This is a genomic window from Bradyrhizobium sp. UNPF46, assembly GCF_006658625.1.
Classification (GTDB): domain Bacteria; phylum Pseudomonadota; class Alphaproteobacteria; order Rhizobiales; family Xanthobacteraceae; genus Bradyrhizobium; species Bradyrhizobium nitroreducens.
Window position 1 is genome coordinate 46,051 of record NZ_LFJB01000067.1, and the last position, 25,472, is coordinate 71,522.

The 25,472-nt window shown below is 64.8% G+C and carries 22 protein-coding genes; 10 read left to right on the forward strand and 12 right to left on the reverse strand.

Going from position 1 to position 25,472, the window contains the following annotated elements:
- Positions 1-193: 193 nt before the first annotated feature.
- From UNPF46_RS25490 to UNPF46_RS25500, 4 genes are all read right to left on the reverse strand, one after another.
- Positions 194-1,810, reverse strand: coding sequence for a phosphoenolpyruvate carboxykinase (locus tag UNPF46_RS25490; protein ID WP_142251832.1), 1,617 nt, complete (start codon positions 1,808-1,810; stop codon positions 194-196).
- A gap of 284 nt (positions 1,811-2,094) precedes the next feature.
- Positions 2,095-4,689 carry a CHAT domain-containing tetratricopeptide repeat protein gene (locus tag UNPF46_RS25495; RefSeq protein ID WP_142251833.1) on the reverse strand — a complete coding sequence of 865 codons (2,595 nt, stop codon included), beginning with the start codon at positions 4,687-4,689 and terminating at the stop codon, positions 2,095-2,097.
- A 739-nt stretch (positions 4,690-5,428) separates the two neighbouring features.
- Positions 5,429-5,572 carry a hypothetical protein gene (locus tag UNPF46_RS37665; protein WP_181770102.1) on the reverse strand — a complete coding sequence of 48 codons (144 nt, stop codon included), beginning with the start codon at positions 5,570-5,572 and terminating at the stop codon, positions 5,429-5,431.
- 77 nt (positions 5,573-5,649) lie between these two features.
- Complete coding sequence (locus UNPF46_RS25500) at positions 5,650-6,384, reverse strand: HugZ family pyridoxamine 5'-phosphate oxidase (protein ID WP_100177998.1); 735 nt, start codon at positions 6,382-6,384, stop codon at positions 5,650-5,652.
- 242 nt (positions 6,385-6,626) lie between these two features.
- Here UNPF46_RS25500 and UNPF46_RS25505 point away from each other — a divergent pair, with 242 nt between their 5' ends.
- From UNPF46_RS25505 to UNPF46_RS25525, 5 genes are all read left to right on the forward strand, one after another.
- On the forward strand, positions 6,627-7,328 hold the full coding sequence (locus UNPF46_RS25505; RefSeq protein WP_008542552.1) for a response regulator transcription factor: 702 nt from the start codon (positions 6,627-6,629) through the stop codon (positions 7,326-7,328).
- A 114-nt stretch (positions 7,329-7,442) separates the two neighbouring features.
- Complete coding sequence (locus UNPF46_RS25510; protein ID WP_174718996.1) at positions 7,443-9,239, forward strand: sensor histidine kinase; 1,797 nt, start codon at positions 7,443-7,445, stop codon at positions 9,237-9,239.
- 26 nt (positions 9,240-9,265) lie between these two features.
- Positions 9,266-9,790: an HPr kinase/phosphorylase gene (locus tag UNPF46_RS25515; protein WP_142251862.1), complete on the forward strand. Its 525-nt coding sequence runs from the start codon at positions 9,266-9,268 to the stop codon at positions 9,788-9,790.
- Positions 9,791-9,923: 133 nt separating this feature from the next.
- On the forward strand, positions 9,924-10,325 hold the full coding sequence (locus tag UNPF46_RS25520; RefSeq protein WP_007597752.1) for a PTS sugar transporter subunit IIA: 402 nt from the start codon (positions 9,924-9,926) through the stop codon (positions 10,323-10,325).
- A complete protein-coding gene (locus UNPF46_RS25525) occupies positions 10,322-10,639 on the forward strand; it encodes an HPr family phosphocarrier protein (protein ID WP_100177999.1) in 318 nt (105 codons plus the stop codon). The genes UNPF46_RS25520 and UNPF46_RS25525 overlap by 4 nt, the downstream gene beginning before the upstream one ends.
- Before the next feature lie 140 nt (positions 10,640-10,779).
- Here UNPF46_RS25525 and UNPF46_RS25530 read toward each other — a convergent pair whose 3' ends face one another.
- Positions 10,780-12,405 carry a glycosyltransferase family 39 protein gene (locus UNPF46_RS25530; protein ID WP_142251834.1) on the reverse strand — a complete coding sequence of 542 codons (1,626 nt, stop codon included), beginning with the start codon at positions 12,403-12,405 and terminating at the stop codon, positions 10,780-10,782.
- 114 nt (positions 12,406-12,519) lie between these two features.
- Between UNPF46_RS25530 and lepA the strand changes: the two genes are divergently transcribed.
- Complete coding sequence (gene lepA, locus UNPF46_RS25535) at positions 12,520-14,331, forward strand: translation elongation factor 4 (protein ID WP_142251835.1); 1,812 nt, start codon at positions 12,520-12,522, stop codon at positions 14,329-14,331.
- 292 nt (positions 14,332-14,623) lie between these two features.
- Positions 14,624-14,866, forward strand: coding sequence for a hypothetical protein (locus UNPF46_RS25540; protein ID WP_142251836.1), 243 nt, complete (start codon positions 14,624-14,626; stop codon positions 14,864-14,866).
- A 101-nt stretch (positions 14,867-14,967) separates the two neighbouring features.
- Here UNPF46_RS25540 and UNPF46_RS25545 read toward each other — a convergent pair whose 3' ends face one another.
- From UNPF46_RS25545 to UNPF46_RS25555, 3 genes are all read right to left on the reverse strand, one after another.
- Complete coding sequence (locus UNPF46_RS25545) at positions 14,968-15,381, reverse strand: SRPBCC family protein (protein ID WP_142251837.1); 414 nt, start codon at positions 15,379-15,381, stop codon at positions 14,968-14,970.
- Between the two features lie 192 nt (positions 15,382-15,573).
- Positions 15,574-16,104, reverse strand: a complete 531-nt coding sequence (locus UNPF46_RS25550) for a hypothetical protein (protein ID WP_142251838.1) — start codon at positions 16,102-16,104, stop codon at positions 15,574-15,576.
- Between the two features lie 68 nt (positions 16,105-16,172).
- The gene (locus UNPF46_RS25555) at positions 16,173-17,135 is read right to left on the reverse strand and encodes a tetratricopeptide repeat protein (RefSeq protein WP_142251839.1); all 963 of its coding nucleotides are present in this window, start codon (positions 17,133-17,135) and stop codon (positions 16,173-16,175) included.
- Between the two features lie 69 nt (positions 17,136-17,204).
- Here UNPF46_RS25555 and UNPF46_RS25560 point away from each other — a divergent pair, with 69 nt between their 5' ends.
- On the forward strand, positions 17,205-17,507 hold the full coding sequence (locus tag UNPF46_RS25560) for an MFS transporter (protein ID WP_246668733.1): 303 nt from the start codon (positions 17,205-17,207) through the stop codon (positions 17,505-17,507).
- Between the two features lie 26 nt (positions 17,508-17,533).
- Here UNPF46_RS25560 and UNPF46_RS25565 read toward each other — a convergent pair whose 3' ends face one another.
- The 3 genes from UNPF46_RS25565 to UNPF46_RS25575 form a co-directional block, all read right to left on the reverse strand.
- On the reverse strand, positions 17,534-18,778 hold the full coding sequence (locus UNPF46_RS25565) for an acyltransferase family protein (protein ID WP_142251840.1): 1,245 nt from the start codon (positions 18,776-18,778) through the stop codon (positions 17,534-17,536).
- A 78-nt stretch (positions 18,779-18,856) separates the two neighbouring features.
- Positions 18,857-20,020 carry an AraC family transcriptional regulator gene (locus tag UNPF46_RS25570; RefSeq protein ID WP_246668734.1) on the reverse strand — a complete coding sequence of 388 codons (1,164 nt, stop codon included), beginning with the start codon at positions 20,018-20,020 and terminating at the stop codon, positions 18,857-18,859.
- Positions 20,021-20,059: 39 nt separating this feature from the next.
- Positions 20,060-20,605: a GNAT family N-acetyltransferase gene (locus tag UNPF46_RS25575; RefSeq protein WP_349628180.1), complete on the reverse strand. Its 546-nt coding sequence runs from the start codon at positions 20,603-20,605 to the stop codon at positions 20,060-20,062.
- 53 nt (positions 20,606-20,658) lie between these two features.
- Between UNPF46_RS25575 and UNPF46_RS25580 the strand changes: the two genes are divergently transcribed.
- Positions 20,659-22,260, forward strand: coding sequence for an amidase family protein (locus UNPF46_RS25580; protein ID WP_142251841.1), 1,602 nt, complete (start codon positions 20,659-20,661; stop codon positions 22,258-22,260).
- A gap of 76 nt (positions 22,261-22,336) precedes the next feature.
- Here UNPF46_RS25580 and UNPF46_RS25585 read toward each other — a convergent pair whose 3' ends face one another.
- Positions 22,337-24,118 (reverse strand): alkaline phosphatase D family protein, encoded by a 1,782-nt coding sequence (locus UNPF46_RS25585; protein WP_142251842.1) that lies wholly within the window; start codon positions 24,116-24,118, stop codon positions 22,337-22,339.
- A gap of 199 nt (positions 24,119-24,317) precedes the next feature.
- Between UNPF46_RS25585 and UNPF46_RS25590 the strand changes: the two genes are divergently transcribed.
- Positions 24,318-25,469: an acyl-CoA dehydrogenase family protein gene (locus UNPF46_RS25590; protein ID WP_142251843.1), complete on the forward strand. Its 1,152-nt coding sequence runs from the start codon at positions 24,318-24,320 to the stop codon at positions 25,467-25,469.
- Positions 25,470-25,472: the final 3 nt, after the last annotated feature.

Consider the following 25,472-nt stretch of genomic DNA (forward strand, 5'->3'; position numbering starts at 1 on the left):
CCCTTGTGGGAGAGGGTGGCTCGTCGCGTAGCGACGAGACGGGTGAGGGGTTCTCTCCGCGACAAAGCTCTACGAATGCGCGGATGGAACCCCTCATCCGGCGCTTCGCGCCACCTTCTCCCACAAGGGGAGAAGGAGAAAACAAAAAGGGCGGCCTTGCGACCGCCCTTTTGCACTTCGATCAGAGCGGAGACTACTCCGCCGCGAGCTTCACGTCCGGAGCCGCCGCGCGCACGTCGGCGTCGACCTGGGCTTCGAACTTGGCAAAGTTCTTCTGGAACATGCCGACCAGCGCGCGGGCGGTCTTGTCGAACTCGTCCTTGTCCTTCCAGGTGTTGACCGGGTTGAGGATCTCGCTGGGCACGCCCGGCAGCGCGGTCGGGACCGCGAAGCCGAAATATTTGTCGGTGCGGAATTCGACGTTGCGAAGCGAGCCGTCGAGCGCGGCGGTGAGCAGCGCACGCGTCACCTTGATCGGCATGCGCGAGCCCGTGCCGTACTTGCCGCCGGTCCAGCCGGTGTTGACCAGCCAGCAATCGACATTGTGCTGGGCGATGAGGTCGCGCAGCATGTTGCCGTAGACGGATGGATCGAGCGGCAGGAAAGGCGAGCCGAAGCAGGTCGAGAACTCCGGCTGCGGCTCGTTGCCGAGACCGCGCTCGGTGCCGGCGACCTTGGCGGTGTAGCCGGACAGGAAGTGGTACATCGCCTGCGCCGGCGAGAGCTTTGCGATCGGCGGCAGCACGCCGAAGGCGTCGGCGGCGAGCATCACCACGTTCTTCGGCTGCGGCGCCCGGCCGGTGCGCGAGGCGTTGGGAATGAAGTCGAGCGGATAGGCCGAACGCGTGTTCTCGGTCTTGGAGCCGTCGTCGAAATCCACCACGCGGGTGTCCTCGTCGAGCACGCAGTTCTCGAGCACCGCGCCGAAGCGGGTCGATGCCGCATAGATCTGCGGCTCGGCTTCCTGCGACAGCTTGATGCACTTGGCGTAGCAGCCGCCTTCGAAATTGAAGACGCCGTTCGGGCCCCAGCCGTGCTCGTCGTCGCCGATCAAGGTGCGGTTGGGATCGGCCGACAGCGTGGTCTTGCCGGTGCCTGACAGCCCGAAGAAGATCGCGGTGTCGCCCTTGGAGCCGACATTGGCCGAGCAGTGCATCGGCATCACGCCGCGCTCGGGCAGGTAATAGTTCAGCGTGGTGAAGACCGACTTCTTCATCTCGCCGGCATAATAGGAGCCGCCGATCAGCACGATCTTGCGGGCGAAGTCGATCGCGACGACGTTCTCCGACTTGCAGCCGTGACGCTTGGGATCGGCGCGGAAGCTCGGCATGTCGATGATGGTGAGCTCCGGCACGAAGGTCGACAGCTCGATCGCCTCGGGGCGGATCAGCAGCGTGCGGATGAACAGCGAATGCCAGGCGAGCTCGGTGAAGACGCGCGTCTTGATCCGGTAGGCCGGGTCGGCACCGCCGTAGAGATCCTGCGCGAACAGCTTCTTGCCTTCGGCGTGCTTGAGGAAGTCCTGATAAAGGGTCTCGAACTGCTCGGCGGTGATCGACTGGTTGCCGGCCCACCACATCTTCTTGTCGGTGGTGGCATCACGCACCGTGAACTTGTCCTTCGGGCTGCGCCCGGTGAACTCGCCGGTATCGGCGCAGAGCGCGCCGTCAGCCGACAGCACCGCCTCACCCGCAGCGAGCGAGTACTGATAGAGTTGCGGCGCACCGAGATTCCAGTGAACCTGCTTGAGATTCTTTAAGCCGAATTTGTCGGCGCCGAAGGCACCGTTGCGCACGCCCGTCTCTTGCACGAAAAAATCCTCCTAGAACCCGCGACACCCAGCGCGACCAAGTTTGGACGCCATCGCGGTCACCGTGATGAATGGGCCATTCGGCCTCGGCTGAACGACCTAATACTGTTGAACGCTGGCGTTGCCAAGCTGATCCCGCAGGATTTGGTTTATTCAAGGACCGCGCCAAACGTCGCGCATGTCAGCCTTGAACGGGAGCAACGAGAAAACGCAAATGATCGCGCAACCAAATGCGCGTTTGCGCGTTACGTCAGGTTATTGCGACGCACAATCCCTGCGTCTTCTCATCTTACCTCGCCTTCGCCGATCAGTGCGAACGGCCCCCACATCGCAGGATAGGCGTTGCGCGGCGACGAGGCGTCGTCAACAAAAGTTAACATCGCGCGGCGCAGGGCTTCGGCACGACCGATCCCTGGTTCGTTCTTGAGCAAATCGAAAGTCGAAATGGTCAAGCGGGTGGCGGCTTCCGAATCCACGGCCCAATGCGAGACCAGGAGCGCCCGTGCCCCTGCGTAGAAGAACGAGCGCGCCAATCCCGACAGCGCCTCGGCGCCGGGCTTGTCGCCGGCGATGGTGTTGCAGGCGGACAGCACCACCCAATCGGCGTTGAGCTTGAGCTGAGCCACCTCGCTTGCGGTCAGAAGACCGTCGTCGAGCTCGGTCGGCTGATCGGGAATGGACAACGCAAGCGAAGGCTCGCCCAGTCCCTTGACGTCGCCGGCCACGAGGCCGTGGGTGGCGAAGTAGATGATGCCGTATTGAGCAAGCGCTGCACGCTTCAACGTCGTTTCGCTGGCATCGCGTCCGAGATGGATGTCGGCATCGGTGGCGCCGACATCCCGCGCCACGGCGTTCAGCTCGTCCGCAGTGTCGGGCAGTTGCGGCAGCGCCTGCGCCAGCCGCGCGCGATCGACGCCGGCGCCGCGCCAGAAATCGGTATAGGCCATCGTCGCGATGCTGCGCGCGGCGACCTTGCCGCTTGCAGCGCGACGGTCGGCAGGTCCTCCGGCGGCGGGATTGAAGACCGGGTCGCCGAAGCCGGTCATCGGCTTTACGCCCTGATCCTTGCGGGCGAAGGCACGGAGCGATTTCAGGGAGATCACCGAGGGCAGAACCGAGACGGCCTGACGCCGCAGCAGCCAGGCGGCGTCACGATAACCTTCGAGCCTGTCCGGAATCGCCGCCTGCGGCGTCTCCGTCACCAGGAGATGAAACGGCAGAGCCGTCAGCGCCGCGGACGGCACCACCAGCAGATTGCGCTTATCCCTGGTCAACGCCTCGACCGGGCCGAGCAACGCGACATAGAGCTCATGGGCGAGCGCAAGATCGAACAGGCCCGATTTGCCGGAGGCATCGCGCGCCTTGCCGACATCCAGCCCCTTGCGGAAGGCGGATACTCTCCGCGCCATCTCGTCCGCGCCGAGCGGGATCTCCTTCCAGTCGGCGCCGTCGCGCGTGATCGCGACGACGTAGCTTTGCTTGTCGACAACGGTATAGATCACCATCGCCTCGTCGGCGGACAGCAGCGGCTGGATGTCCTTCACCGCCAGCGGCAGCGGGTTGGAGAGCGAGGCGTAATCGGGAAACTCGCTCGCCAGCGTCTTCTGCAAGCCTGCGCGCTCGTTCGCGATCGTCACAATCCGCGCGCGGCTGCGCTGCTCGGTTGCCGCCTCGCGCTGAGCCGACGGTTTCGACACCGCGGTGATGATCGCCTTGTCGAGCGCTTCAGCCTCGGCGGCGAGATCCTGATCCCGCCGCACCAGCTCGGCGAGCCGGTCGCTGCCGGCCGCCAGCCGCACCGCGAGCTTGTTCACGGCAGAGGCGGCGGAGGATTGCGTGCCACGCTGGATCGCAGCGAGCGCGTCATCCAGAGCCTTGTCGCTCGCCAGGAGCGCTTGCTGGCGTGCGGCGAACAGGATCGGCAGCACGACGCGCAGCTGCGCGCGATTGCCGGCAAGCGTCTTCTCCGCGAACGGCAAAGCGTCGGCGGTCCGGCCCGACACCTGAAGGAAATATGCGAGATTGCTGGTCGAGGTCGCCACATCAGGGTGATCAGGTCCAAGCGCCCGCTCGCGGATGGCGAGCGCGCGGCGATAGAGCGGCTCGGCCTCGGCGTAGCGCTGCTGATGCTCGTAGAGCCCGGCGAGATTGTTCAGCGAACGCGCGACGTCGGGATGGTCAGGTCCCAGCACTTTCTCGCGGATGGCGAGCGAGCGCTTGATCGGCGCCTCGGCCTCCGCATCGCGGTTGAGGTCGCGATAGAGCTGACCGAGATTGTTCAGGAGGGTTGCGACCGCAGGATGCTCGGGGCCGCCGACCTTCTGATAGATCGCAAGCGCCCGCTGAAACAGCGGCTCGGCCTCGGCGAGACGCTGCTGCTTCACATAGTATGTGGCGAGATTGTTGAGCGACTGGCCGACGTCGGGATGCTCGCGCGACAGCGCCTGCTCGCGGACGGCCAGCGCGCGCCTGAACAGCGGCTCGGCTTCGGTGAAGCGACTCTGCCGCTGATAAAGCGCCGCGAGATTGTTCAGGAGCGGCGCGATCTCGACGCTGCCCTGACCGGTCCCCTTCTCCATCAGCGCGATGGCGCGCTTGTAGAGCGGCTCGGCCTGATCGTCGCGGCCCTGGTCGGCGTAAATCTGCGCGAGATTGTTGAGCGCCGCGGCGAGGTCGCGGTTGTTGCTGGTCTTCTCCAGCGAGGCCACCATGGCCTGCGCCAGCGGCAGCGCCTCGGCATATTTGCCGGCGCTGCGGAGCGCATTGATGCGCGCGCTCTGCGCCGAGAGGTCGCCCTTCTGGGCAAAGACCGGCGCGGCACACGACGTGGTGATCGCGAGCGCCAGACCCGCAGCCAATGCCAAACGACGACGCGCCATGAACCCTCTCGCTGCGAGCTTCAAAAACCTGTCGTCTTGGGTCGCCGCGACGGGTCACAGCGTTCAAATTGTCGCGTTCTAGCGGGTACTCGTACTCATCATCCATCGCTCGGTTTGGGCGCTCTCGCTGATGGGGCAGAAGGGAAATTGTGCCGTGGGAGCTGCCGATCGCGTCCTTCTTTGCGCCGGCAATCGCATGAGCAACGCGCAACCTCACTCCAACCCGGGCCGACAGAGGCCAGAGTAGAGCAACCCACCAAAATCGTAGAAGAACGGTCTCCTGAGATCCTGAATGACCCCGTGCAATTGTAAAAAACCAACGTTCACGAACCCTGGGTCGGGAGGCGAGGAATACATGACCTTGAATGATGATCCGCGGGGGCTTGTGCCGGGATCGATTACAGACGTCTTCGGCCAACCCTTCGATCTAAAGGGACGCGGCCCGATCATCTCTCCCGTCTCAATATCGACTTGGAAACGATCACCAATCTTACCCCCTGCACCGCCGCCCGAATTGGCTTCCAGAGCTCCGGCATCGCTCAGTTTGTAGACGCTAACGACTGCACACGTGTAAGGCCGTGCTATCTGAGCCGCTGCCGGAATCGGCAACAAGGCAACAACAGCCGCGACAGATACGAACCCGGACACCAGGACCTTCGACAAAGACCATGGCTTTGTTGATGCCGAAAATTTTGGTGCCCTCATTGCGAGTCCTGCAAAGCGACTGTTCATTCGGGACCTACCCTTCGCCGGCGAGGTCGCGGTTGTTGCTGGTCTTCTCGAGCGAGGCCACCATGGCCCGCGCCAGCGGCAGCGCCTCCGCATATTTGCCGGCGATCGCAAGCGCCAGACCCGCAGCCAATGCCAAACGGCGACGCGTCATGAACCCCCTCGCTGCGAGCCTCAAGATCTACCGTCTTGGGTCGCAGCCATGGGTCGCGGCGTTCAAAGCGTTGCGCTTCAGTCCATCTTGCTGCGGGCCTCGCCAGCCAGGCGCACCAGCATCTTGCGCAACGACGTGCCGTCGGTGACCCGCTCCGGGAAGTCCAGCCGCAGCGCGGTCTGGCCGTCCTGCATGTCGAGACCTTCCGGATCGCAGCCGGTGCAGCGCCAGTCGCCCGCGGCGGCGCCCAGGAGCTTCGTCGCATAGAGGCCCATGGTCTCGCGATGATCGGCGTTCATGTGTTCGACCGCGCCCTCCTCCGCCGCCAGCAGGTCTTCGGCGCCAGTGAGGTCCGTAAGGAACCGCTCGGGCTTGAGGTCGACGATCCGGCCGAAGCCGGCCACCAGATGGGTTCCCGTGGGGCGAATCCGGAAGAAGGAGAAATCCTTAAAGGAAACAAAGCCTTCCGCCGAGGGATGGGCATTGAGATACCGCCGCTGCAGGAGATCCTTGTCGGCATCGGCCTGCTCCGCCCGGCCCGACAGCATGATCCGGGCTCCTTCCAGCGGATCGCCCGCCGCCCGCTCGTCCAGCATCAGGGAGACCCGGCTGTCCGCCAGGATGTTCCTGGTGTGCACGGCGAGGCCCGAGATCAGCAGAATCGGCGAGCCGTCGGGATGGCTCGCCAGATTGACCAGGGAACAATAGGGATCGCCGCTCCCGGCCATCAGGGTGGCCAAGGCCCCCTGCCGCGACCGCCGCAGCAGCGATTTGGCCAGTTTTCCGGGGTCGAAATCAGGGGTCGGTTGCATCGGCTTTCTCGGCTCAGGTGGTTGCAAGGGGGGCCTTTATTCGGGTAAACGGGGGCCCGGTTATGGGTCGACATGCGGCGAATCTGCCGTGTTTCGTGGAACTTGGTCACACTTCAGCCCAGCTTGCATTGCTCGGTGACAAGGTTCGAACGCCGACATCGGCACCCATGTATGCGGCGCATCAGTGGATTGCTCGCCGTTTCAAGCCACGACCCAAAACGGAAAGCAGAAAGCAGAGGCTCATGCCCACAATCGCTTTGGTCGACGACGACCGCAACATTCTCACATCCGTCTCGATCGCGCTGGAAGCCGAAGGCTACCGCATCATGACCTACACCGACGGCGCCTCCGCGCTCGACGGTTTCCGCACCACCCAGCCCGATCTCGCCATCCTCGACATCAAGATGCCGCGCATGGACGGCATGGAGACGCTGCGCCGTCTCAGGCAGAAGTCCGACCTGCCGGTGATCTTCCTGACCTCCAAGGACGAGGAGATCGACGAGCTGTTCGGCCTCAAGATGGGCGCCGACGACTTCATCCGCAAACCGTTCTCGCAGCGCCTTCTGGTCGAGCGCGTCAAGGCCGTGCTGCGCCGCTCGGCGCCGAAGGACCCGACGGTCGCGCCGAAGGAGAACGACGCCAAGGCGCTCGACCGCGGCCTTCTGCGCATGGATCCGGAACGCCATACCTGCACCTGGAAGAACGAGCCGGTGACGCTGACCGTCACCGAATTCCTGATCCTGCAGGCGCTGGCGACCCGGCCCGGCGTGGTGAAGAGCCGCAACGCGCTGATGGACGCCGCCTATGACGACCAGGTCTATGTCGACGACCGCACCATCGACAGCCACATCAAGCGGCTGCGCAAGAAGTTCAAGGTGGTCGACAACGAGTTCGAGATGATCGAGACGCTCTACGGCGTCGGCTACCGCTTCAAGGAAGCCTGAGGCGGCTGGCCGCCTCACGAAAGACGAGCGCATCGCCGGTTCTGATTCCATCGGGACCGGGATCGCCCTAGAATATGGGGACCTCTCAACGCCGTCCTAACGCGGGCGTAAGCATTGCTTGACCGAACGCAGCCTGATCCAAACCAGAGCGCCGAGGATGTCGCATCCGGCGGCGTGCCGGAGCAATCTTCCGGAGACAAGCCGCAGGGCTTCCGGCCGCTGAACTGGCTGAAGCGCGCCGGGCAGTTCTTCTTCGCGCTATCCTTCTCCAGCCTGACCCGCCGCATCGTCTCGCTCAACCTCGCCGGCCTCGTCGCGCTGGTTGCCAGCATCCTCTATCTGTCGCAATTCCGCGCCGGCCTGATCGATGCGCGGGCGCAGAGCCTCCTGGTCCAGGCCGAGATCATCGCCGGCGCCATCGCGGCCTCCGCCACGGTGCAGACCAATGCCATCACCATCGATCCCGACCGGCTGCTCGACCTCAAGCCGGGCGAGACCTATGGCGGCTCGGACGAATATTCGCCGCTGGACTTCCCGATCAATCCGGAGCGCGTCGCGCCGGTGCTGCGCACGCTGATCTCGCCGACCAAGACCCGCGCCCGCATCTACGATCCGAACGGCAGCCTCTTGGTCGACAGCCGCAACCTCGAAAACGTGCTGCGCTACAATCTGCCGCCGCCGGCCGAGAAGCCCGGCATCGTCGAGCGCGGCATGGTCGCGGTGCGCACCTGGCTGAACCGCGGCGACCTGCCGCTCTATCGCGAGCTCGGCCCCGAGAACGGCAACGGTTATGCGGAGGTGGCCGACGCGCTCCAGGGCCAGAAGCGCTCGATGGTGCGGGTCAATGCGCGCGGCGAGGTGATCGTCTCGGTCGCGGTTCCCGTGCTGCGCTCGCGCGCGATCCACGGCGCCCTGATGCTGTCGACGCAAGGCGACGACATCGACCAGATGGTCACCGCCGAGCGCCTCGCGATCCTCAAGGTCGGCGGCGTCGCGGCCGCCGTCATGATCATGCTGTCGCTGCTGCTCGCCAGCACGATCGCAGGTCCCGTGCGCCGGCTCGCCGACAGCGCCGAGCGCGTCCGCCGACGCATCAAGGCCCGTATCGAGATTCCCGATTTCACCCGCCGCCGCGACGAGATCGGCCATCTCTCCGGCGCGCTGCGCGACATGACGAGCGCGCTCTACAGCCGCATCGAGGCGATCGAGATGTTCGCCGCCGACGTCGCGCATGAGCTGAAGAACCCATTGACCTCGCTGCGCTCGGCGGTCGAGACGCTGCCGCTGGCGCGCAACGAGACCAGCCGCGCGCGCCTGCTCGAGGTGATCGAGCACGACGTCAAGCGGCTCGACCGCCTGATCTCCGACATCTCCGACGCCAGCCGCCTCGATGCCGAATTGCAGCGCCAGGATGCGATCCCGGTCGATCTGCGCCGCCTGCTGACGACGCTGGTGTCGGTCGCCAACGAAACCAAGCTCGGCCATGACGTCGCGGTCGAGACGCGCTTCGAGGGCCGTAGCCCGACCGACACCTTCGCCGTGAGCGGCCACGATTCACGGCTCGGACAGGTCGTCTCCAACCTGCTCTCCAACGCGCAATCATTCTCCGAACGCGGCAGCAAGGTGCGCCTCACCTGCCGCCGCGTCCGCGGCGAGATCGAGATCGTGGTCGACGACGACGGCCCCGGCATCCGCGACGACGCGCTGGAGCGCATCTTCGAGCGCTTCTACACCGATCGTCCGCATCAGGGTTTTGGCCAGAATTCCGGCCTCGGCCTGTCGATCTCCAAGCAGATCGTCGATGCCCATGGCGGACGCATCTGGGCCGAGAACCGCGCAGGTCCGCCCGATGACGAAGGTGTTCCGACCGTCACGGGCGCGCGCTTCGTGGTGAGGCTGCCGGCGCTATGAGCCAAGGCAGCTTGAACAAAGGCAGCTTGAACGACGGCGAGCCCAGCGTTCACGCCTCCGCGGTCAAGGTCGGGCATCTGGCGGTGCTGATCCGCGGGCCCTCGGGTTCCGGCAAGTCGCGCCTTGCCTTTGATTTGATCATGGCGGGCCGCGCTGGGGTGATCGAAAGGGCCGTTCTGGTCGGGGACGACCGTGTCCATCTGGCGACAGTCGGCCATGAAATTGAGGTCCGGCCCGCGCCGCGCCTGGCCGGCCTGATCGAGATCCGGGGCCTCGGGATTCGCCGCTGCGACTTCGTGGAGCATGCGACCGTCGGTCTCGTGGTCGATCTGGGCGCCGCGGACGCGGAGCGCCTGCCGCCGGCCGAATCCCTGAAAACCAGCATTTCTGGTGTCGAAATACCGCGAATCTCCGTTGCCCGCGACTATTCGCCCCTCCCGCTGGTTGTCGCGGCCTTGACCACTACCAAGAGTTCATCTTCCGTTAACCCTTCCGGCGATTGTTTGAAGGGAAATGGTAACCATATGAACCCCACTATCGCGACCGAATAGACCGGCGCAGCTCCCCTCATCCATCCGTCTAGATTCAGGGAGATACGCAACATCCCCTCTTGCGCGGGGGCTCTGGATGGTCAAAGTGGCGCGTTCGTGCGGTGCACCAAAAGCGCCCGCGAGGAGTTTTCCGATGATTGGTCTAGTACTTGTGACCCACGGGCGCCTTGCCGACGAATTCAAGGCAGCGCTTGAACATGTCATGGGCCCACAAAAGCAAATCGAAGCGATCACGATCGGCGCCGAAGATGATTCCGATCTCTGTCGAAGCGACATCATCGAGGCGGTTAACCGCGTCGATTCCGGCGACGGCGTTGCGATCCTCACCGACATGTTCGGCGGCACGCCGTCGAACCTCGCAATATCCTGCATGAGCCGGCCCAAGGTCGAAGTGCTCGCGGGCATCAACCTTCCCATGCTGGTGAAGCTCGCCAAGGTGCGCGAGGAGCGTCCGCTACCCGACGCGATCGCGATGGCGCAGGAAGCGGGCCGCAAATACGTCACCATCGCCAGCCGGGTGCTCGCCGGCAAATGAGCGACGAGGCGCCACAAGCGGGGACAGGCGTGCCCGCGGGCGCGATTTCCAAGGATCTCCTGATCATCAACAAGCGCGGCCTGCACGCCCGCGCCTCCGCGAAATTCGTCCAGGCGGTCGAGCGTTTCGACGCGCAGGTCTGGGTCACGCGCGGCGGCGAGACCGTCGGCGGCACCTCGATCATGGGCCTGATGATGCTCGCCGCAGGACCGGGCACGACCATCACCGTCGCCGCCGCCGGCAATGACGCCGAAGCCGCGCTCGCGGCGATCACCGAGCTCGTTGAAAGCAAGTTCAACGAGGAAGGGATATAGGCCTCTCTCGTGTCCCGGACGCGGTGCGGCGCGGAGTGCCGCACCGCAGAGCCGGGACCCATGCCTCGACAATTGGACCCCGGATCTGCAGCACACCGCTACGCGCTGCGCTGCGTCCGGGGAACGTCCGTCCCGTTGCGTTACTGCTTGGGCGGCGCGATGTAGACGTTCCAGCTCATCGACGGACCGGCCCTGCCGTGGGTGAAGCGGCGCGTGGTCATCACCATGCGCTCGGCGTTCGGCGCGACGTCCGAGACCCACTTCTCGAACGCGGGCAGCCGGCCATCGGTCGGATCGAACACGCCGATGAAGCCGTATTTCTTGACGTCGTCGAGCGAGGTCAATCCGGAGGCCCAGGCCTCGTTCGGCGTGAACGCGGCCGGATGATCCGGGCTGTAGAACACCATCGGCTGGATCGTCTCCATCGTTCCCGCAACGACCGCCCAGCGCGAGGCGAAGCGCGCGTGCCAGGCCTGGGTCAGCTCGCGCGCGAGATCCGAGCGCGCGCCATAGGTTGCGGTGTTGCCGGCATTGGCCGCCATCTCGCGCGCGGCGATCCAGGGCGAGGCGGCCAGCGTCGCCGCGCTGAGCACGAGCCAGATCGCGGCGATGTTGAACAGGCTCGCGCCCTGCACCCGCAAGGCGGGAATCGCGACCAGCGCCAGCGGCACCAGGAAGAACAGCGAGATGCCCCAATCGGTCTTCATGTAGATGCTGAAGACCAGCGCGCCGAGCGGCGGGCCGAGCGCGACGATGATCTGGATGATCCACACGTTCAGCGCCTGCGAAAGATTGACGCCCGGATTGGCGCCGCGCCGCCAGGCCCGCGTGACGATGTACAAGGGCGCGCGCGCGAGCAGCGTCAACCACGGCGGCACCAGCGCCATTGCGAGCGCGGCCAGCGCCACCGGCAATGCGAGCAGCCCGAGATTATGCAGCATGTAGCCGGCGACGAGCTGATGCACCTGGCTGGCATCCTGGAGACTGTAGGTGTCGCCGGCATAGGTCAGCGGCACGAAATGCGCATCCGCCAGCCAGACGATGTGCGGGATCATCGCCACCGCCATCGTCGCGATGGCGACCCATGGCGCCGGCGAGGACAGGAATTTCAGCCGCTCGGGATGAATCAGCGCGGCAAGGCCGATGGCGCCGATCATCGTCAGCACCCAATATTTGGTCATCAGCGCCAGCGCGCCGGCGAGCCCGAGCCAGATGCCCGACTGCCAGCTCCGCTTCTCGAACGCGTTGAGATAGGCGAGCACCAGCAGCGGCAGCGTGACGAGCTGCAGCAGATCGGGGTTGTACTTGAAGCCCTTGAAATTGAAGATCGGGTAGAGCGCGACCATCACCACGACCAGGAACGCGCGGCGCGCATCCACGACGCGCAAGGCCACCAGCCAGCAGATCACCATGCCGACGCCGACCGTCGCCATCGCCAGCGCATAGGTCGCCCAGTCCGTGGCCGGGAATGCCATGAACCAGAGGCCGGCGACCCAGCCCGACAGAGGCGGATGCTTGCCGTAGCCCCAGAGGAATTTCTGGCCCCAGCCATAGGCTTCCGCGACGTCCATGTGAACGTCCTGCGCCGCCTTGAGATTGATCAGGATGAAGGTCCAGAGCACCGCATGCAGGATGGCGAGCTGGATCACCAGCCACAATCTCGCCTCGGGGCGGACCGCGCAGGCAACCAGCCAGGCCCGGAAGCGGTCAAAGCTCAGGCGGGTCTTCGGACGCGCCCTGACGGTGGGGATCGAGGTGGTCGACATGGGCGCTTGCCTAGCGCGTTTTGGGCGATCGTGGAATCAGCTTGGCGTGAACAAAGGCCCTGAAAATACAGCAATAAGGTTGCCGCACGGGGATGTGAGTGGTATCCCGCGCCCATGACGACCGTCCCCATTTCCAACATCCGCAACTTCTCCATCGTCGCCCATATCGACCATGGCAAATCGACGCTGGCCGACCGCCTGATCCAGATGACCGGCGGCCTCTCCGACCGCGAGATGGCGGGCAAGGAGCAGGTGCTCGATTCCATGGACATCGAGCGCGAGCGCGGCATCACCATCAAGGCGCAGACGGTGCGCCTGCAGTACCGCGCCAAGGACGGCAAGGACTACATCTTCAACCTGATGGACACGCCCGGCCATGTCGACTTCGCCTACGAAGTCTCGCGGTCGCTGGCGGCGTGCGAAGGTTCCCTGCTGGTGGTCGACGCCAGCCAGGGCGTCGAAGCGCAGACGCTCGCCAACGTCTACCAGGCCCTCGACAACAATCACGAGATCGTGCCGGTCCTGAACAAGGTCGACCTCCCCGCGGCAGAGCCCGAGAAGGTCAAGCAGCAGATCGAGGACGTCATCGGCATCGACGCCTCCGACGCCGTGATGATCTCGGCCAAGACCGGCCTCGGCGTACCCGACGTGCTGGAAGCCATCGTCACCCGCCTGCCGCCGCCGAAGGGCGATCGCGATGCGACCTTGAAGGCGCTGCTGGTCGACAGCTGGTACGACGTCTATCTCGGCGTCGTCGTTCTGATCCGCGTCGTCGACGGCGTCATGAAGAAGGGCAGCCGCGTGCGCATGATGGGCACGGGCGCCGCCTACGACGTCGAGCGCGTCGGCTTCTTCACGCCGAAGATGCAGCAGGTCGACGAGCTCGGACCCGGCGAGATCGGCTTCATCACCGCCGCGATCAAGGAAGTCGCCGACACCCGCGTCGGCGACACCATCACCGACGACCGGAAGCCGGTGACGGAGATGCTGCCGGGCTTCAAGCCGGCGATCCCCGTGGTGTTTTGCGGCCTGTTCCCGGTCGACGCCGACGACTTCGAAACGCTGCGCGCCGCGATGGGCAAGCTGCGCCTCAACGACGCCAGCTTCTCCTTCGAGATGGAGACCTCGGCCGCGCTCGGCTTCGGCTTCCGCTGCGGCTTCCTCGGCCTGTTGCATCTCGAGATCATCCAGGAGCGGCTGTCGCGCGAGTTCGATCTCAACCTGATCGCGACCGCGCCGAGCGTGATCTACAAGATGAAGCTCACCGACGGCACCGAGCTCGAGATCCACAATCCCGTCGACATGCCCGACGTCGTCAAGATCGAGGAGATCCAGGAGCCCTGGATCGAGGCGACGATCATGACGCCCGACGAATATCTCGGCAGCGTGCTGAAGCTTTGCCAGGATCGCCGCGGCTCGCAGAAGGAGCTGACTTACGTCGGCTCCCGCGCGATGGTGAAATACGACCTGCCGCTGAACGAAGTGGTGTTCGACTTCTACGACCGCCTGAAGTCGGTCTCCAAGGGCTACGCCTCGTTCGACTATCATCTCACCGACTACAAGCCGGCCGATCTCGTCAAGATGCAGATCCTGGTCAATGCCGAGCCGGTCGATGCGCTCTCGATGCTGGTGCATCGCACCCGCGCCGAGGGGCGCGGCCGCGCCATGGTCGAGAAGATGAAGGAGCTGATCCCGCCGCACATGTTCCAGATCCCGATCCAGGCCGCGATCGGCGGCAAGGTGATCGCCCGCGAGACGGTGCGCGCCCTGCGCAAGGACGTCACCGCGAAGTGCTACGGCGGCGACATCACGCGTAAGCGAAAACTTCTGGAGAAGCAGAAGGAAGGCAAGAAGAAGATGCGGCAGTTCGGCAAGGTCGACATCCCGCAGGAAGCCTTCATCGCCGCACTGAAGGTGGATAGCTGAGGCAACGCCGGGGCCGGGGCGGCCCGGCCTCCGGGGCCGACAAACAAAAAACGCGAAAACAACCCCATGCACAGTAGCCGCCCCCTTGGCGGCATTGCGTTTTTTGGATTTTACGAAATCGGTTTGACCCGTCGGGCAAAACAGCGGTAGCATGTCATCGTCGCGCCCCATGGCTGGCAGGGCTTGGACTCTGCCGCCATCCAGCGGCGGCGGGATTGGCGACACCTTTAACGCGGCGGCAAGGCCCGCTATATTGTCAGGTAAATTCAGCCGTTCTCACCGGAAAGCTGTCATGGCCGACATCACGGTACATCTCGACGACGAGCTCTACGAAAAGGCTTCGCGTGTTGCCGGGCGGGACAATGTGAGCGTGAAAGAACTCGTCGAGGAGGTCATGCGCCGCCACCTGGACTACGTCGAGGTGGTGCAGGATTTCTCGAAAATGCCGCCGCTCTCGCTCGACAACTATGAACTCCATCGCGATGCCGACGAAAGCGATGAGGATTACGCGTTCAGGCGCTCGCTTTTCCAGTGAGACCTGAATGGCTCCGCCCTTCCGACGCGGCGACATGGTCTGGAGTTATTTTCCGTTCGCCGAGACTCCGCGCGGTTTGTAGGCTTCCGCTTCCGGACCGATCAGGCCTTCTGCTTCGCCTCGATGTAGCGCGCGAAGCTGTCCAGGATCGCCTGCCAGCCGCCTCGCTGCTGCTCTTCCGAGTGCGTCGTTTCGCCATCGAACACGACGCGGACGACGACGCCGTTCGGGCCGGGCACGAACTCGACCTCGGCCTTGCGATCGCCGAATGCGTATTCGATCCGCTTGTGTTCGACGATCTTCGTGTACGTGCCGGCGAAGTCGAAACCCATGCTGCCGTCCTTGGCTTCCATCCGGGACGAGAAGGCGCCGCCTTCCCGCAAATCGACCGTCGCCTTGGTCGTATGCCAGTCGTCGGACGCCGTATTCCACTTCACGATGTCGGCGGGCGTCGTATAGGCATGCCAGACCCGATCGATGGGGGCTGCGACGCTGGTTTCGACGGTGATTCTCATGGGCATTGCTCCAGTTCGATTTCGACGGCCCGAGGTGACATCGATTCACCCGACGGGATCCATGCACCGCTCGTTCGGGACATGTCCATCCAAGGACGATCGAGACCCGTCGATGCCGACATGATCGAACCAGCAATGCGATAAAAAAAGGGCCATGGGGGAGGCGCGCGCCCCTCCGGCCCGCAGTCGGCGTCAGCAGATCTTTTGAAAACGCGCGCGCCACCGCGATGCCTTGATCGCCGGTAGCACGTAGCTTCTACCTTCGGCGGAGATCCTCAGATGCCGCCCGGACTCCAAAAGATCGAGGACGCGGTCTTCCAGCACGCGCCATTGGTCATCGGCAAGACCGGGATGACCAAGGTCCGCCTGGTTGAACATCGAGGTGCTCGGCGGGAACGACCCGGGACCGGCGTAGGTGAAGCCGGCGAGATCCATCTGCGTCTTGCCGTTGCCGATCGTGATCGAGGCCTCGGTATGTTCCTGTGTCGGCGCGTTGCCCGGATAGACCGCATCCAGTTCGAAATGCGAACCGCAGCCGATGCGGAATACCGTCTTGCCGCGCGGGTCGGAAAAGACGAGCCATGGCCGATCCTGGCGGTCCATTCTGAACGTCCATGCGCCGCTCCACATGTCCTTCGATGGGCCGCCGGCCGCCGTTGCGGCAGACAATCCAAGCCACGTCAGGGCGACGACAAGTTGGAGCAGTCTTGCAGGCTTCGTCATGGCCCCCTCAACGCGATCCGCTGATGATCCTCAGACCAAGGACGTCTCGACCGGCCTGGCAGGCGTGCTCAGATCGGCTTTGTCTTCCCTCTGATTGCCATCGACCGTTTCAGGACTTGCTCGGCATCGGCATGGCGACCTTGATTCTTGTAGACGTTGGCGAGGTTGTCCAGGACACCAGCAAGATCCGGATGATCGGGGCCGAAGGTCTTCTCGAAAATGGCCACCGACTGCTTGAACAGCCGCTCGGCCTCGGCGTTGCGTCCCTGACGCCCATAAAGCGCCCCCAGATTGTTCAGCGCCTGCGCGATGTCGGGATGATCGGGGCCGTTCGCCTTCTCGGTCACGGCCATCGACCGCTTGAGCAGCCGCTCGGCATCGGCATCGCGATGCTGGTGGGTGTAGGTGTCGGCCAGATTGTTCAACAGCACCGTGGCTTCGGGATCGTCGGGGCCGAGCGCTTTCTCCAGCACGGCGAGGCCCCGCTCGAACAGCGGCTCGGCCTGGTCGTAGCGGCCCTGGCTGCTGTAGACCGCGCCGAGATTGCACAGCGGCAACACGATCGACGGATCGTCGGGGTCGAGCACCTTCTCATCGATGGCAATCGATCGCTTCAGGAGCGGCTCCGCTTCCGCGTAGCGTCTTTCCGCGCGATAGAGATCGCCGAGATTGTTCAGCACCATTGCGACTTCCGCGTGATCCGGACCGAGCGTCTTCTCGCGGATGGCCAGCGCGCGCTTGTACAGCGGCTCGGCAACGGCGTATTCGCCGAGATTGTGATGGATCGTGCCGAGATCGCTCAGCGGCATCGCGACGTGCGCATCGTCAGGGCCGAACTGCTTTTCGTGAAGGACCAGAGACTTCTGGGCCAGCGGCAGCGCTTCCATGTACTTCCCGGCCCGATAAAGCTCCTTCATCTGCCGTGTGAGCGCGTCCGTCTCGTCCTCTTCGGCATGGGATGACGCGCCGAACGCCAGGCTCAGGGCAAGCGCCGTGACCGCAACACAGATCGATGCCCTCAGAGCCTTCATCGCGCCTTACCTCGTCGCTGACATCAGCGACTACGCGCCGTTGGTGCTCCCGGAAGCCGGATAGGTTCAATGCAGCCGCTGTCCGTCGTGTTCGGCCTCGCCTATCGCGGCGTGATGCCGTTCTATGCGGTGCTGGTCCGCGAGTTCTTCGGCGCACGCATCATGGGCACCGTGTTCGGCGCGGTCTCGGCCTTTGCAAGTCTCGGCATGGCGCTCGGGCCCTGGGCCGGCGGGCTCGTATTCGACAATTTCCAGCGCTACACATGGCTGCACGTCGGCTCGTTCGCGATCGGGCTCGCCGCCGTCGCAGTGGCGCTGAGCTTTCCGACCAGGCGCAGGCCATCGCTGGACCTTGGCCGCGCGGCGGCTTGACGACGGAGCAAGCCGGCAGCCGAGCATCACGGCACGGCCGCGCCGGTGACCGCGGCGGCGGGCGCCGTCTCGCGCGGCGCGCGGCGGCCGTTCAGCAGCACGCCGATGAAGGTGAAGCGCACCAGGAGTTGGTAGCTCGCCAGCATCGGCAGAAGCGCCGCGACGAGGATGATCGCGAACTTCAACGGCCCGGGCCAGGCGAGCTGCGACACCGCGACCTGCAGCGCCATCACGATCGGCATGTGGATCAGATAGAGCCAGTAGGAGGCGTCGGCGAGGTAACGCCTGATCGGGCTGAAGCCGGACATGAACCGGAGCGCGAGGCCGATGAAGGCGAAGGTCGAGATCCAGATCGCCGGCGCATACAGGATGGCGGCGACGAGCCTGAGCGTCTCGGCGCGGACCGGCAGCTTAGGCGCGCCCGGGGCTGAACTCATCACACCCGATAGCACGAAGCTGGTCAGGATCAGGCCGAGCGCCGGCACGAGAGTCCACAGCCAGCGCCGCTCCAGGATCCGCAGCAGATCGATCTGCCGGTGCAACAGCCAGCCGACGCCGAAAGCCGTGCCGAAGCCGATCCAGGCCTGCGCGTTGGTGACGAACGATTGATCGGGCGTCCTCACGCCGACCGCGCCAGCCCATCTCGGATCGAGGCTGAAGGCGATGCCGATCGGGATCGCCAGAATGAGCGGGGCCAGCGGGCTTTGCATGATCCCCGCGAACAGACGATCCAGCGCCATTCTCAGAGCACCTGATGCGTCGAGCCAAACGACGAGGCTGCGCAACAGAAGCGCGGCGACATAGAGCTCCAGCAACACATAGAGAAACCAGAAATGGGCGAGCGGGAAATTCGGCAGCACCGGCCAGTTGCGCATGGCGGGCGTCGGACCGCCATTCGGGAACCGGGATGCCCAGTTCACGACCACCGCCATGGCCGCGAACACGAGGGGCCAGCCGATCACCAGGGGCAGGGCGATGCGCTGCAGCCGGTCCCCGACGAAGCCGCTCATCCCCCGGCGATGAAAGCTCATCCGGGCGAAGAAACCCGCCATCAGGAAGAAGGTGGTCATCCGGAAGACGTGGATGGAGAAGGACAGGAGCCCCACCGCGACGCTTGGATGGGTGTCCTGGATGAACCAGAACCGGGGCGAGACGGGCACAAAGGACAATGCCGCGTGCAGGACGATGCCGAGCAGCAGGGCAAAAGCCCGGACCGCATCGAGCGCGTGCAATCGTTCGGACGCAGAATTGGCGGCGATCGGAGGGGGCATGGCCAGGCTCGCTGATGAGGACTCGCCTCACAGCCTGCCCGATCACGCCCGCGCCTTCTCGCCGAATCCGGAAATCGGCTAACCGATGTCCCGGCGCCGCTGGCCGATTTCCTGATCGCGCGCCGAGCCCGACACCGTTTGAGGCTGGGCCAGGGCGTCGCGCCGAAATTCGCTCGGGGTCATGCCCGTCTCGGCCTTGAAGGCGCGGTTGAACGGCCCGATCGACTGGAAGCCGGCATCCATGGCGATCGTCAGCACCGGGACCTCGCGCTGCGCCGGATCGGACAAGGCCGCCTTGGCGTCCTCGATGCGGTAATGATTGAGGAACGCATTGAAGTTCCGATAACCCAGTCCTTCGTTGATCGCCTGCCTGAGCCGATACTCGGGAACGTCAAACCGTGCCGCAAGTGTCCCGATCGCAAGGCCCTCCTGCCGGTAGATGCGCTCGACGGTCATCAGATGGTCGAGGCGGCGGAGCAGGAGGGGATCGACCACGATTCCGCCGGTCGTGGCACGATCGGCCCTCCGGGCTTGCGGGCTGAAGTCGCCGGGCGCGATCGCCGCCGTGGCGCCATTGGCCGTGACGGCCATGGGCGCAGCAAAAGTCCCCACACCCGCCAGCATGGCCACCACGAACAGGCAGAGCGCGGTCGGAAAACTCCCGGCCCCACCGGGCACGGCGACCGGGATCGCCGCAAAGCCGGCGCCGGCCACCACCGCAATGAGCCCGACATTGATCGCAAGCATCGCCAGACGCAGCCGGCGCCGCCGCGCGACCAGATCGACCCGCCAGGTCTTGACGGTCTGGACCGCGGCTGCGACCGCCAGCACCAGGGTGATCAACGACAGGACCCGCCCCCCGGCCCCGGCCAAAGCGGGCCAGCGCGCCCAGCCCAGCGTGAGCACGAAGCCGAAGGCGACAATCGCCAGCCAGACCGCACCGTGCCATCGCTTCAGCACGAAATCATCGTCGAACGCCGCGCGCGCCCACAGCCAGAAGATTGCGGGTTGCGCCGACAAGACCGGCAACACCCACCACCAGCATGACTTGGGAAAGAACGGCGCGGTCGTGATGGCGTAGAACAAGCCGCCGGCCGACATGGCCATGCCCAACAATGCCTGCTGGTTGGTCGTACGATGCAGCAGCGCCACGAGGATGATCAGCAGGAACACGCCGCTCGTCGCGCCGCGAAGCCCGAGATCGATCGCCGTGAGCCCCATCGCGGTCACACCTTGCACCATGCGCTTCTCTCCGACGATCGCGGCTGATCCGAGCCAGACTTATGGCGCGTCATCGAGCTCGCGCTCCATGACGATCGTACGTTCATCATTATGGTAACTGTCGCGCACTGTCCTGAACCCGAGCCGCGCATAGAAAGTCTCGGCGGTGACCGAGGACGAGAGCGTCAAGGCGGGAATGTTTCGCTCGCGCGCTATGCGCTCCACCTCCGCCATCAGCCGCTTGCCGATGCCGCAGGCCTGAATATCGGGTGCCACGAAGACGGTACGGACGACGCTTCCATCGAGGCCTGCCGTTCCAACGACGCGGCTGTCGATGGTAGCGACGAAGACCGTGCGCGTCCCGATCAGCTGCCTGACGGAGTCAGGACCAAAGCTGTGCGCGATCCTCTCGATGATCGCGTCCGTGTAGTCCCTTGCATTGGTCTCGCGCAGCGCCCGCAGGATCACCTCGCTGATGCCATCGGCGTCGTCTTCGCGGGCGGGCCGGATCGTGCACTCCATGGATCGCTCGTCTGAAGCCGCTGAAAGCACTCGAAGCTCACGTCTGCGCCGCGCCGATCGGTCCTCGGCTTGTCGTGCGACCATGCCCAATGCTACCATTGGTAGCAGCTTCGCAGCAAGCTGCCCGAGAGGACGCGATGGACAAGCCGATCCGCGGCGATGCAGAGGCGCCGGTCCTGCCGACGCCGGAGCAAGCGCCGTTGAGCGAGATCATCGACGCCCTGGCCGGCGGACGGATCACCGCCACGACGCTGACCGAGCTCTATCTCGCCCGCATCGAGGCCTATGACCGCAGCGGGCCCGCGCTCAATTCGGTCCGCACGCTCAATCCCGATGCGCGCATGATCGCAGGCGGATGCGACGGCATCAGGCCATCGGTCGAGCGGCCGCTGGCCGGCGTGCCGATTCTGCTCAAGGACAACATCGCCACCGGCGACAAGCAGCCGACCACGGCGGGCTCGCTGGCGCTGGAAGAGGCGCACGCCAGGGACGACGCCACCCTCGTCAAGCTGCTGCGCGACGCCGGCGCGGTGATCCTCGGCAAGGCGAACCTGACCGAGTTCGCCAACATGCTCGCCGTCGACATGCCCTCGGGCTATTCGTCGCTGGGCGGCCAGGTGAAGAACCCTTATGCGCCTGACTTGACCGGCGAGCATGGCATCCCGGTGTTGCAGCCCGGTGGATCGAGCTCGGGGTCCGCAGTCGCGGTGGCGGCCGGCCTGTGTGCGGCGTCGATCGGCACCGAGACTTCGGGCTCGCTGCTGTTCCCCGCCAGCATGAACGGTCTCGTCACCGTGAAGCCGACGGTCGGACTGATCAGCCGTGCCGGCATCCTGCCGCTCGCGCACAGCCAGGACACCGCAGGGCCGATGACGCGCACCGTGCGCGACGCGGCGCTGCTGTTGAACGTGCTGGCCGCCCGGGACCCGCTCGACCCCGCGACGCAGAAGCAGCGGCGGCCCGCCGACTACACCGAGGGACTTGCCGCCGACGCCCTCAAGGGCGCACGCATCGGCGTGCCGAGCAATCCCAACGATCCCCTCAACGATTGCTTCTACGGCAAGCTGCTGCCCGACAGGGTCAAGGTGATGACCGAGACGATCGAGGTGCTGGAGGATCTCGGCGCCATCATCGTGCGCGCCAACATGCCGACGCTGGGCTGGATCGGCGGGCCGGGCACGACCATGGCCGTGCTCAACCGCAATCCGCTGAGCGAGCACAAGGGCACCATCGCAAGGCCGCCCGTCGTCTTCCTCTACGAGCTGAAGCACGACCTCAACCTCTATTTGCGGGATTGGGCGACCGGCACCGACATCAAGACCATCGCCGACATCGTGGCCTTCAACCAAGCCAACGCGGAGAAGGCGCTGCGTTTCGGCCAGGACCATTTCCTCGCCGCCGACATGACCAGGGGCGATCTGAGCGAGCGCGAGTACAAATCCGCGCGTGCCATGGACCTGCTCTCGGCCAGGACGCGCGGCATGGACGCTTACATGAGCCAGCACAGACTGGACGCGGTGCTGTTCCCCGGCGCTGCCGGCGCCGCGATTGCCGCCAAGGCAGGCTATCCCAGCGTCATGGTGTGCGGCGGCTTCATCTCGGGAACGATCGACGGCAAGGACACGCCGGACTATCCGCTCGGCGTTGCCTTCGCAGGGCGCGCCTGGAGCGAGCACAAGCTGCTGCGGCTGGCCTATGCCTTCGAGCAGGCAACTCGCGCGCGCAAGCCGCCGCCGTAGCGCGGCGTCTTCCGGTCAAGCGACATCCCCTCGCTCTCGGCCGCAGCGTGGCCGCCGCAAGGGGGCGTGCTCGCGGCTAGCGCCAGGGCTCCAGCTGAAGGTCGGTCTCGAGCGGAACGTTCGCGCCAGAGGTTGCATCGGTATTCGCGACGGCTTTGCCGTTGCGATCGAACACACGAACCTTGAGCTGCGATTTCGTCCTGTCGATCTCGATGCGCGCGAAATTGTCGTCCTGGGTGAAGCCCCATGACTTGTAATGCATGCGCGTCTTGCCATCCTTGAGCGGAAACGCATCCCATTGCTCGGTCTGCCGGGAATCGTGCACATACCCGTTTGGGTCTCCGTCGGCGAACGGAAATGGCCAGTAAAACGCCGACGACGTGACCGAGAATGCCTTGAGGGGCAGGATCTTCTTCTTCCGGCCCTGATCCCGCTCGAAAGTGATCTCGGCGACATTCGAGCAGTGAATGTCGCCGGAGAGAAAGACGACATTCTGAATGGATTCGTCGACGATATGGTCGAGCAGTTCCTTGCGCGTCTGCGGAAATGCCGGCCAGCTGTCGCTGTCGTCGCGATTGTCTCCGTTCACCTCGAACAGCTGAGCATCGAGACCTTTCTCCGTCCGGTCGCCGATCCGTTCGTCCATCGCATTCGGAACGAAGACGCTGGATGAGACGATGAATTTCGGGACGTTGTTGCGCTCCCTCTGCATCTGCGAAAGCCAGTCTTTCAGCCGGCGCATTTGCCCAGGATGATGCTCGTCGATGGTCGGATAGCCGAGCATGTAATTGTCGCGGAGCCCGTGATCCAGCTGACGGTCGTTGTTGTTCTTGTAGCGCTGGGTGCGCGTGTCGAGAACGAAGAACGGGTAGCCGCCGCAATCGAACTTGTAATACAGCAGGCGCCCCCATGTGCGCGGACTGTGGCTCCATTGGTAGTTCATGTAGGCGGTGACCGCGTAGTTGAACACCATGTGCTTGCCAGGATCGCCTTTCAGCCGGTCCTGGGTCCAGTTGTCCTCGATCTCATGGTCGTCGAGGATCATGTAGGTGCTCGATCGCTGCAGCAGATTGCGCAGGTTCTGCGCTGAATAGGCCGTCGTATAGCGCTCCTGGAATTCGTCATACCGCTCGGCCCGCAGGATCGGAACGAAGCGATTGAGCATGTCGGCATAGATCTGGTCGCCGCACATCATGGTGAAGGAGGCTGCCGGGCCGATCGAACCGTCCTTGAAGTGCAGGGACATCGGTCCGAATATCTGGTCGGCCTCCTTGATCTTCCAGAGCAGCCCCGGATAGCGGCACGATCCGAGCAGGAAGGCGAGAGAGTCGGCGACCTGCCCCGAAGGTGGGAAAGTTCGAAACGTCGCCTCGCATGTCGACCGATCGAGCCTCAACAGATCGTTCTTGATGATGTCGATGTCCGGCAGGATCGCGATGAGATCCAGGTCCGAGGTCCGGGATGTGTTCGGCGTGGGATCGTCGACCGTGAGCACCCCGACCCGGACGGTGTACGCCGTATTCGGCGTGAGCGGCTTTGCCGCCACGTTCTTGTCGAGCGTTACCGCAACAACAACTTCTTCCACGCTGTCGAGGTCGGTCGCGTTATAGTACCCGAGCTGGACGTCCGAGCCGAGGACGAAGGTGCCCGTGCGGTCAAATTCCCGGTTGAGCCGGAAGTACCAGGCTGCGCCGATCTTGTTGTTGTCCACGATCCCGATCACACCGACGGTGCGCCGATTTTCGTCGAGCTGCGCCCTGTCGTCCGCGGGGTCCGCGGCGCGGACCCAAATTCTGGCCGTCGTATCAGTGGTGTGACCGACAATCGGTCCCAATCCCGGTTCGCGCAAACTGACCATTGAAATCTCCCGCTCTGAAAACCGTCAGTAGAGTTCAGAACGGACCGCAATGCAACTCCAAGGTGTTTTAGCCGAGACAGGCATTTGGCACATCGCAGGATTTTCGCCGCGCAGATGCGGCATCCTTGATCGAGCCCGACGAATGGGCCACCATCCGCCCGCCCGTCGAACAGCAATCAAGAAGGGCACGGGAAGAGGCATGAACAAGGCCAGGGCAATCGACCTCGTCGAGCGAGCGCGGTCTCTCGGTCCCCTGATCGCGCGCGAGGCGGACGAGATCGAGCGGACGCGGCGGCTGACGCCTGTCGTCGTGAACGCCCTGATCGACAACGGGCTCTATCGCACGCTGCTGCCGCAGAGCCTCGGCGGCGCAGAAGCCCCAATCGAGATCTTCATGCAGATGCTGGAGGAGATCGCGAAAGCGGATGCCTCCACTGCCTGGTGTCTCGGCCAGTGCACGGTCTGCGCGATGATCGCGGCGGCGCTCGATCACGACACCGCGCACGAGATCTTCAATACGGCGCCCGGCATCCTCGCCTGGGGCGCGATCGCGCATGAAGCGCGCGCGGTCGAGGGCGGCTATCGCGTCACGGCGCGCTGGGATTTCGCCTCGGGCTCACGGCAGGCGAGCTGGCTGGGCGCGCATGTCCGCATCGTGGGATGCGACGGCACGCCGCGGAAAAATGCCGACGGCTCGCCGGAGGTGCGCACCATCCTCTTCCCCGCCGCACACGCGACGTTGCACGACGTCTGGCAGGCGATTGGCCTTGCCGGCACCGGCACGGATTCCTACGAGGTGAACGACCTCTTCATTGCCGAACGCTTCACGGCCTTTCGCGACGTGCCGGCCGCGCTGCGCCAGCCGGGTCCGCTCTACCGGATCGGCACCGGCGCAAGCTTCAGCCTGGGCTTTGCCGCGGTGTCGCTCGGCGTCGCTCGTGCCACGCTGGATGCCGCCATCGCTCTGGCGCGCGCAAAACATCCCTCGCTGTCGGCCAGCGCCATGCGCGACAACGGGGCGGTCCAGGGCCTGATCGGCCGCACCGAAGGCGATTGGCGCGCCGCGCGCGCTTATCTCTATGCCACCGCGCAGGCGATGTGGCGCGAGCTGTCCGCGACCGGCGAGTTCAGCGCCGCGCATCGCAGCGCGGTTCGTCTGGCGGCAACGTGGACCATCCATCAATCGGCCAAGATCGTCGACACCGCCTATCACATGGCGGGGGCAACGGCGGTGTTCCGCAAGCACCCGTTCGAGCGCCGCTTCCGCGACATGCACGCCATCGCCCAGCAGATCCAGGCGCGGGATAGCCATTACGAGGATGTGGGGAAGGCGATCCTGGCCGGAAGCTGAGCG

What these genes read in the sequence shown, in the direction of transcription:
- UNPF46_RS25495 (WP_142251833.1), bottom strand. Translation starts at nt 4,689, where the DNA reads ATGGCGCGTCGTCGTTTGGCATTGGCTGCGGGTCTGGCGCTCGCGATC.
- UNPF46_RS25580 (WP_142251841.1), top strand. Translation starts at nt 20,659, where the DNA reads ATGGACAAGCCGATCCGCGGCGATGCAGAGGCGCCGGTCCTGCCGACG.
- UNPF46_RS25575 (WP_349628180.1), bottom strand. Translation starts at nt 20,605, where the DNA reads ATGGTCGCACGACAAGCCGAGGACCGATCGGCGCGGCGCAGACGTGAG.
- UNPF46_RS25545 (WP_142251837.1), bottom strand. Translation starts at nt 15,381, where the DNA reads ATGAGAATCACCGTCGAAACCAGCGTCGCAGCCCCCATCGATCGGGTC.
- UNPF46_RS25520 (WP_007597752.1), top strand. Translation starts at nt 9,924, where the DNA reads ATGATTGGTCTAGTACTTGTGACCCACGGGCGCCTTGCCGACGAATTC.
- UNPF46_RS25565 (WP_142251840.1), bottom strand. Translation starts at nt 18,778, where the DNA reads ATGCCCCCTCCGATCGCCGCCAATTCTGCGTCCGAACGATTGCACGCG.
- UNPF46_RS25500 (WP_100177998.1), bottom strand. Translation starts at nt 6,384, where the DNA reads ATGCAACCGACCCCTGATTTCGACCCCGGAAAACTGGCCAAATCGCTG.
- UNPF46_RS25585 (WP_142251842.1), bottom strand. Translation starts at nt 24,118, where the DNA reads ATGGTCAGTTTGCGCGAACCGGGATTGGGACCGATTGTCGGTCACACC.
- UNPF46_RS25590 (WP_142251843.1), top strand. Translation starts at nt 24,318, where the DNA reads ATGAACAAGGCCAGGGCAATCGACCTCGTCGAGCGAGCGCGGTCTCTC.
- UNPF46_RS25505 (WP_008542552.1), top strand. Translation starts at nt 6,627, where the DNA reads ATGCCCACAATCGCTTTGGTCGACGACGACCGCAACATTCTCACATCC.
- lepA (WP_142251835.1), top strand. Translation starts at nt 12,520, where the DNA reads ATGACGACCGTCCCCATTTCCAACATCCGCAACTTCTCCATCGTCGCC.
- UNPF46_RS25555 (WP_142251839.1), bottom strand. Translation starts at nt 17,135, where the DNA reads ATGAAGGCTCTGAGGGCATCGATCTGTGTTGCGGTCACGGCGCTTGCC.
- UNPF46_RS25525 (WP_100177999.1), top strand. Translation starts at nt 10,322, where the DNA reads ATGAGCGACGAGGCGCCACAAGCGGGGACAGGCGTGCCCGCGGGCGCG.
- UNPF46_RS25550 (WP_142251838.1), bottom strand. Translation starts at nt 16,104, where the DNA reads ATGACGAAGCCTGCAAGACTGCTCCAACTTGTCGTCGCCCTGACGTGG.
- UNPF46_RS25570 (WP_246668734.1), bottom strand. Translation starts at nt 20,020, where the DNA reads ATGGTGCAAGGTGTGACCGCGATGGGGCTCACGGCGATCGATCTCGGG.
- UNPF46_RS25530 (WP_142251834.1), bottom strand. Translation starts at nt 12,405, where the DNA reads ATGTCGACCACCTCGATCCCCACCGTCAGGGCGCGTCCGAAGACCCGC.
- UNPF46_RS37665 (WP_181770102.1), bottom strand. Translation starts at nt 5,572, where the DNA reads ATGACGCGTCGCCGTTTGGCATTGGCTGCGGGTCTGGCGCTTGCGATC.
- UNPF46_RS25540 (WP_142251836.1), top strand. Translation starts at nt 14,624, where the DNA reads ATGGCCGACATCACGGTACATCTCGACGACGAGCTCTACGAAAAGGCT.
- UNPF46_RS25560 (WP_246668733.1), top strand. Translation starts at nt 17,205, where the DNA reads ATGCAGCCGCTGTCCGTCGTGTTCGGCCTCGCCTATCGCGGCGTGATG.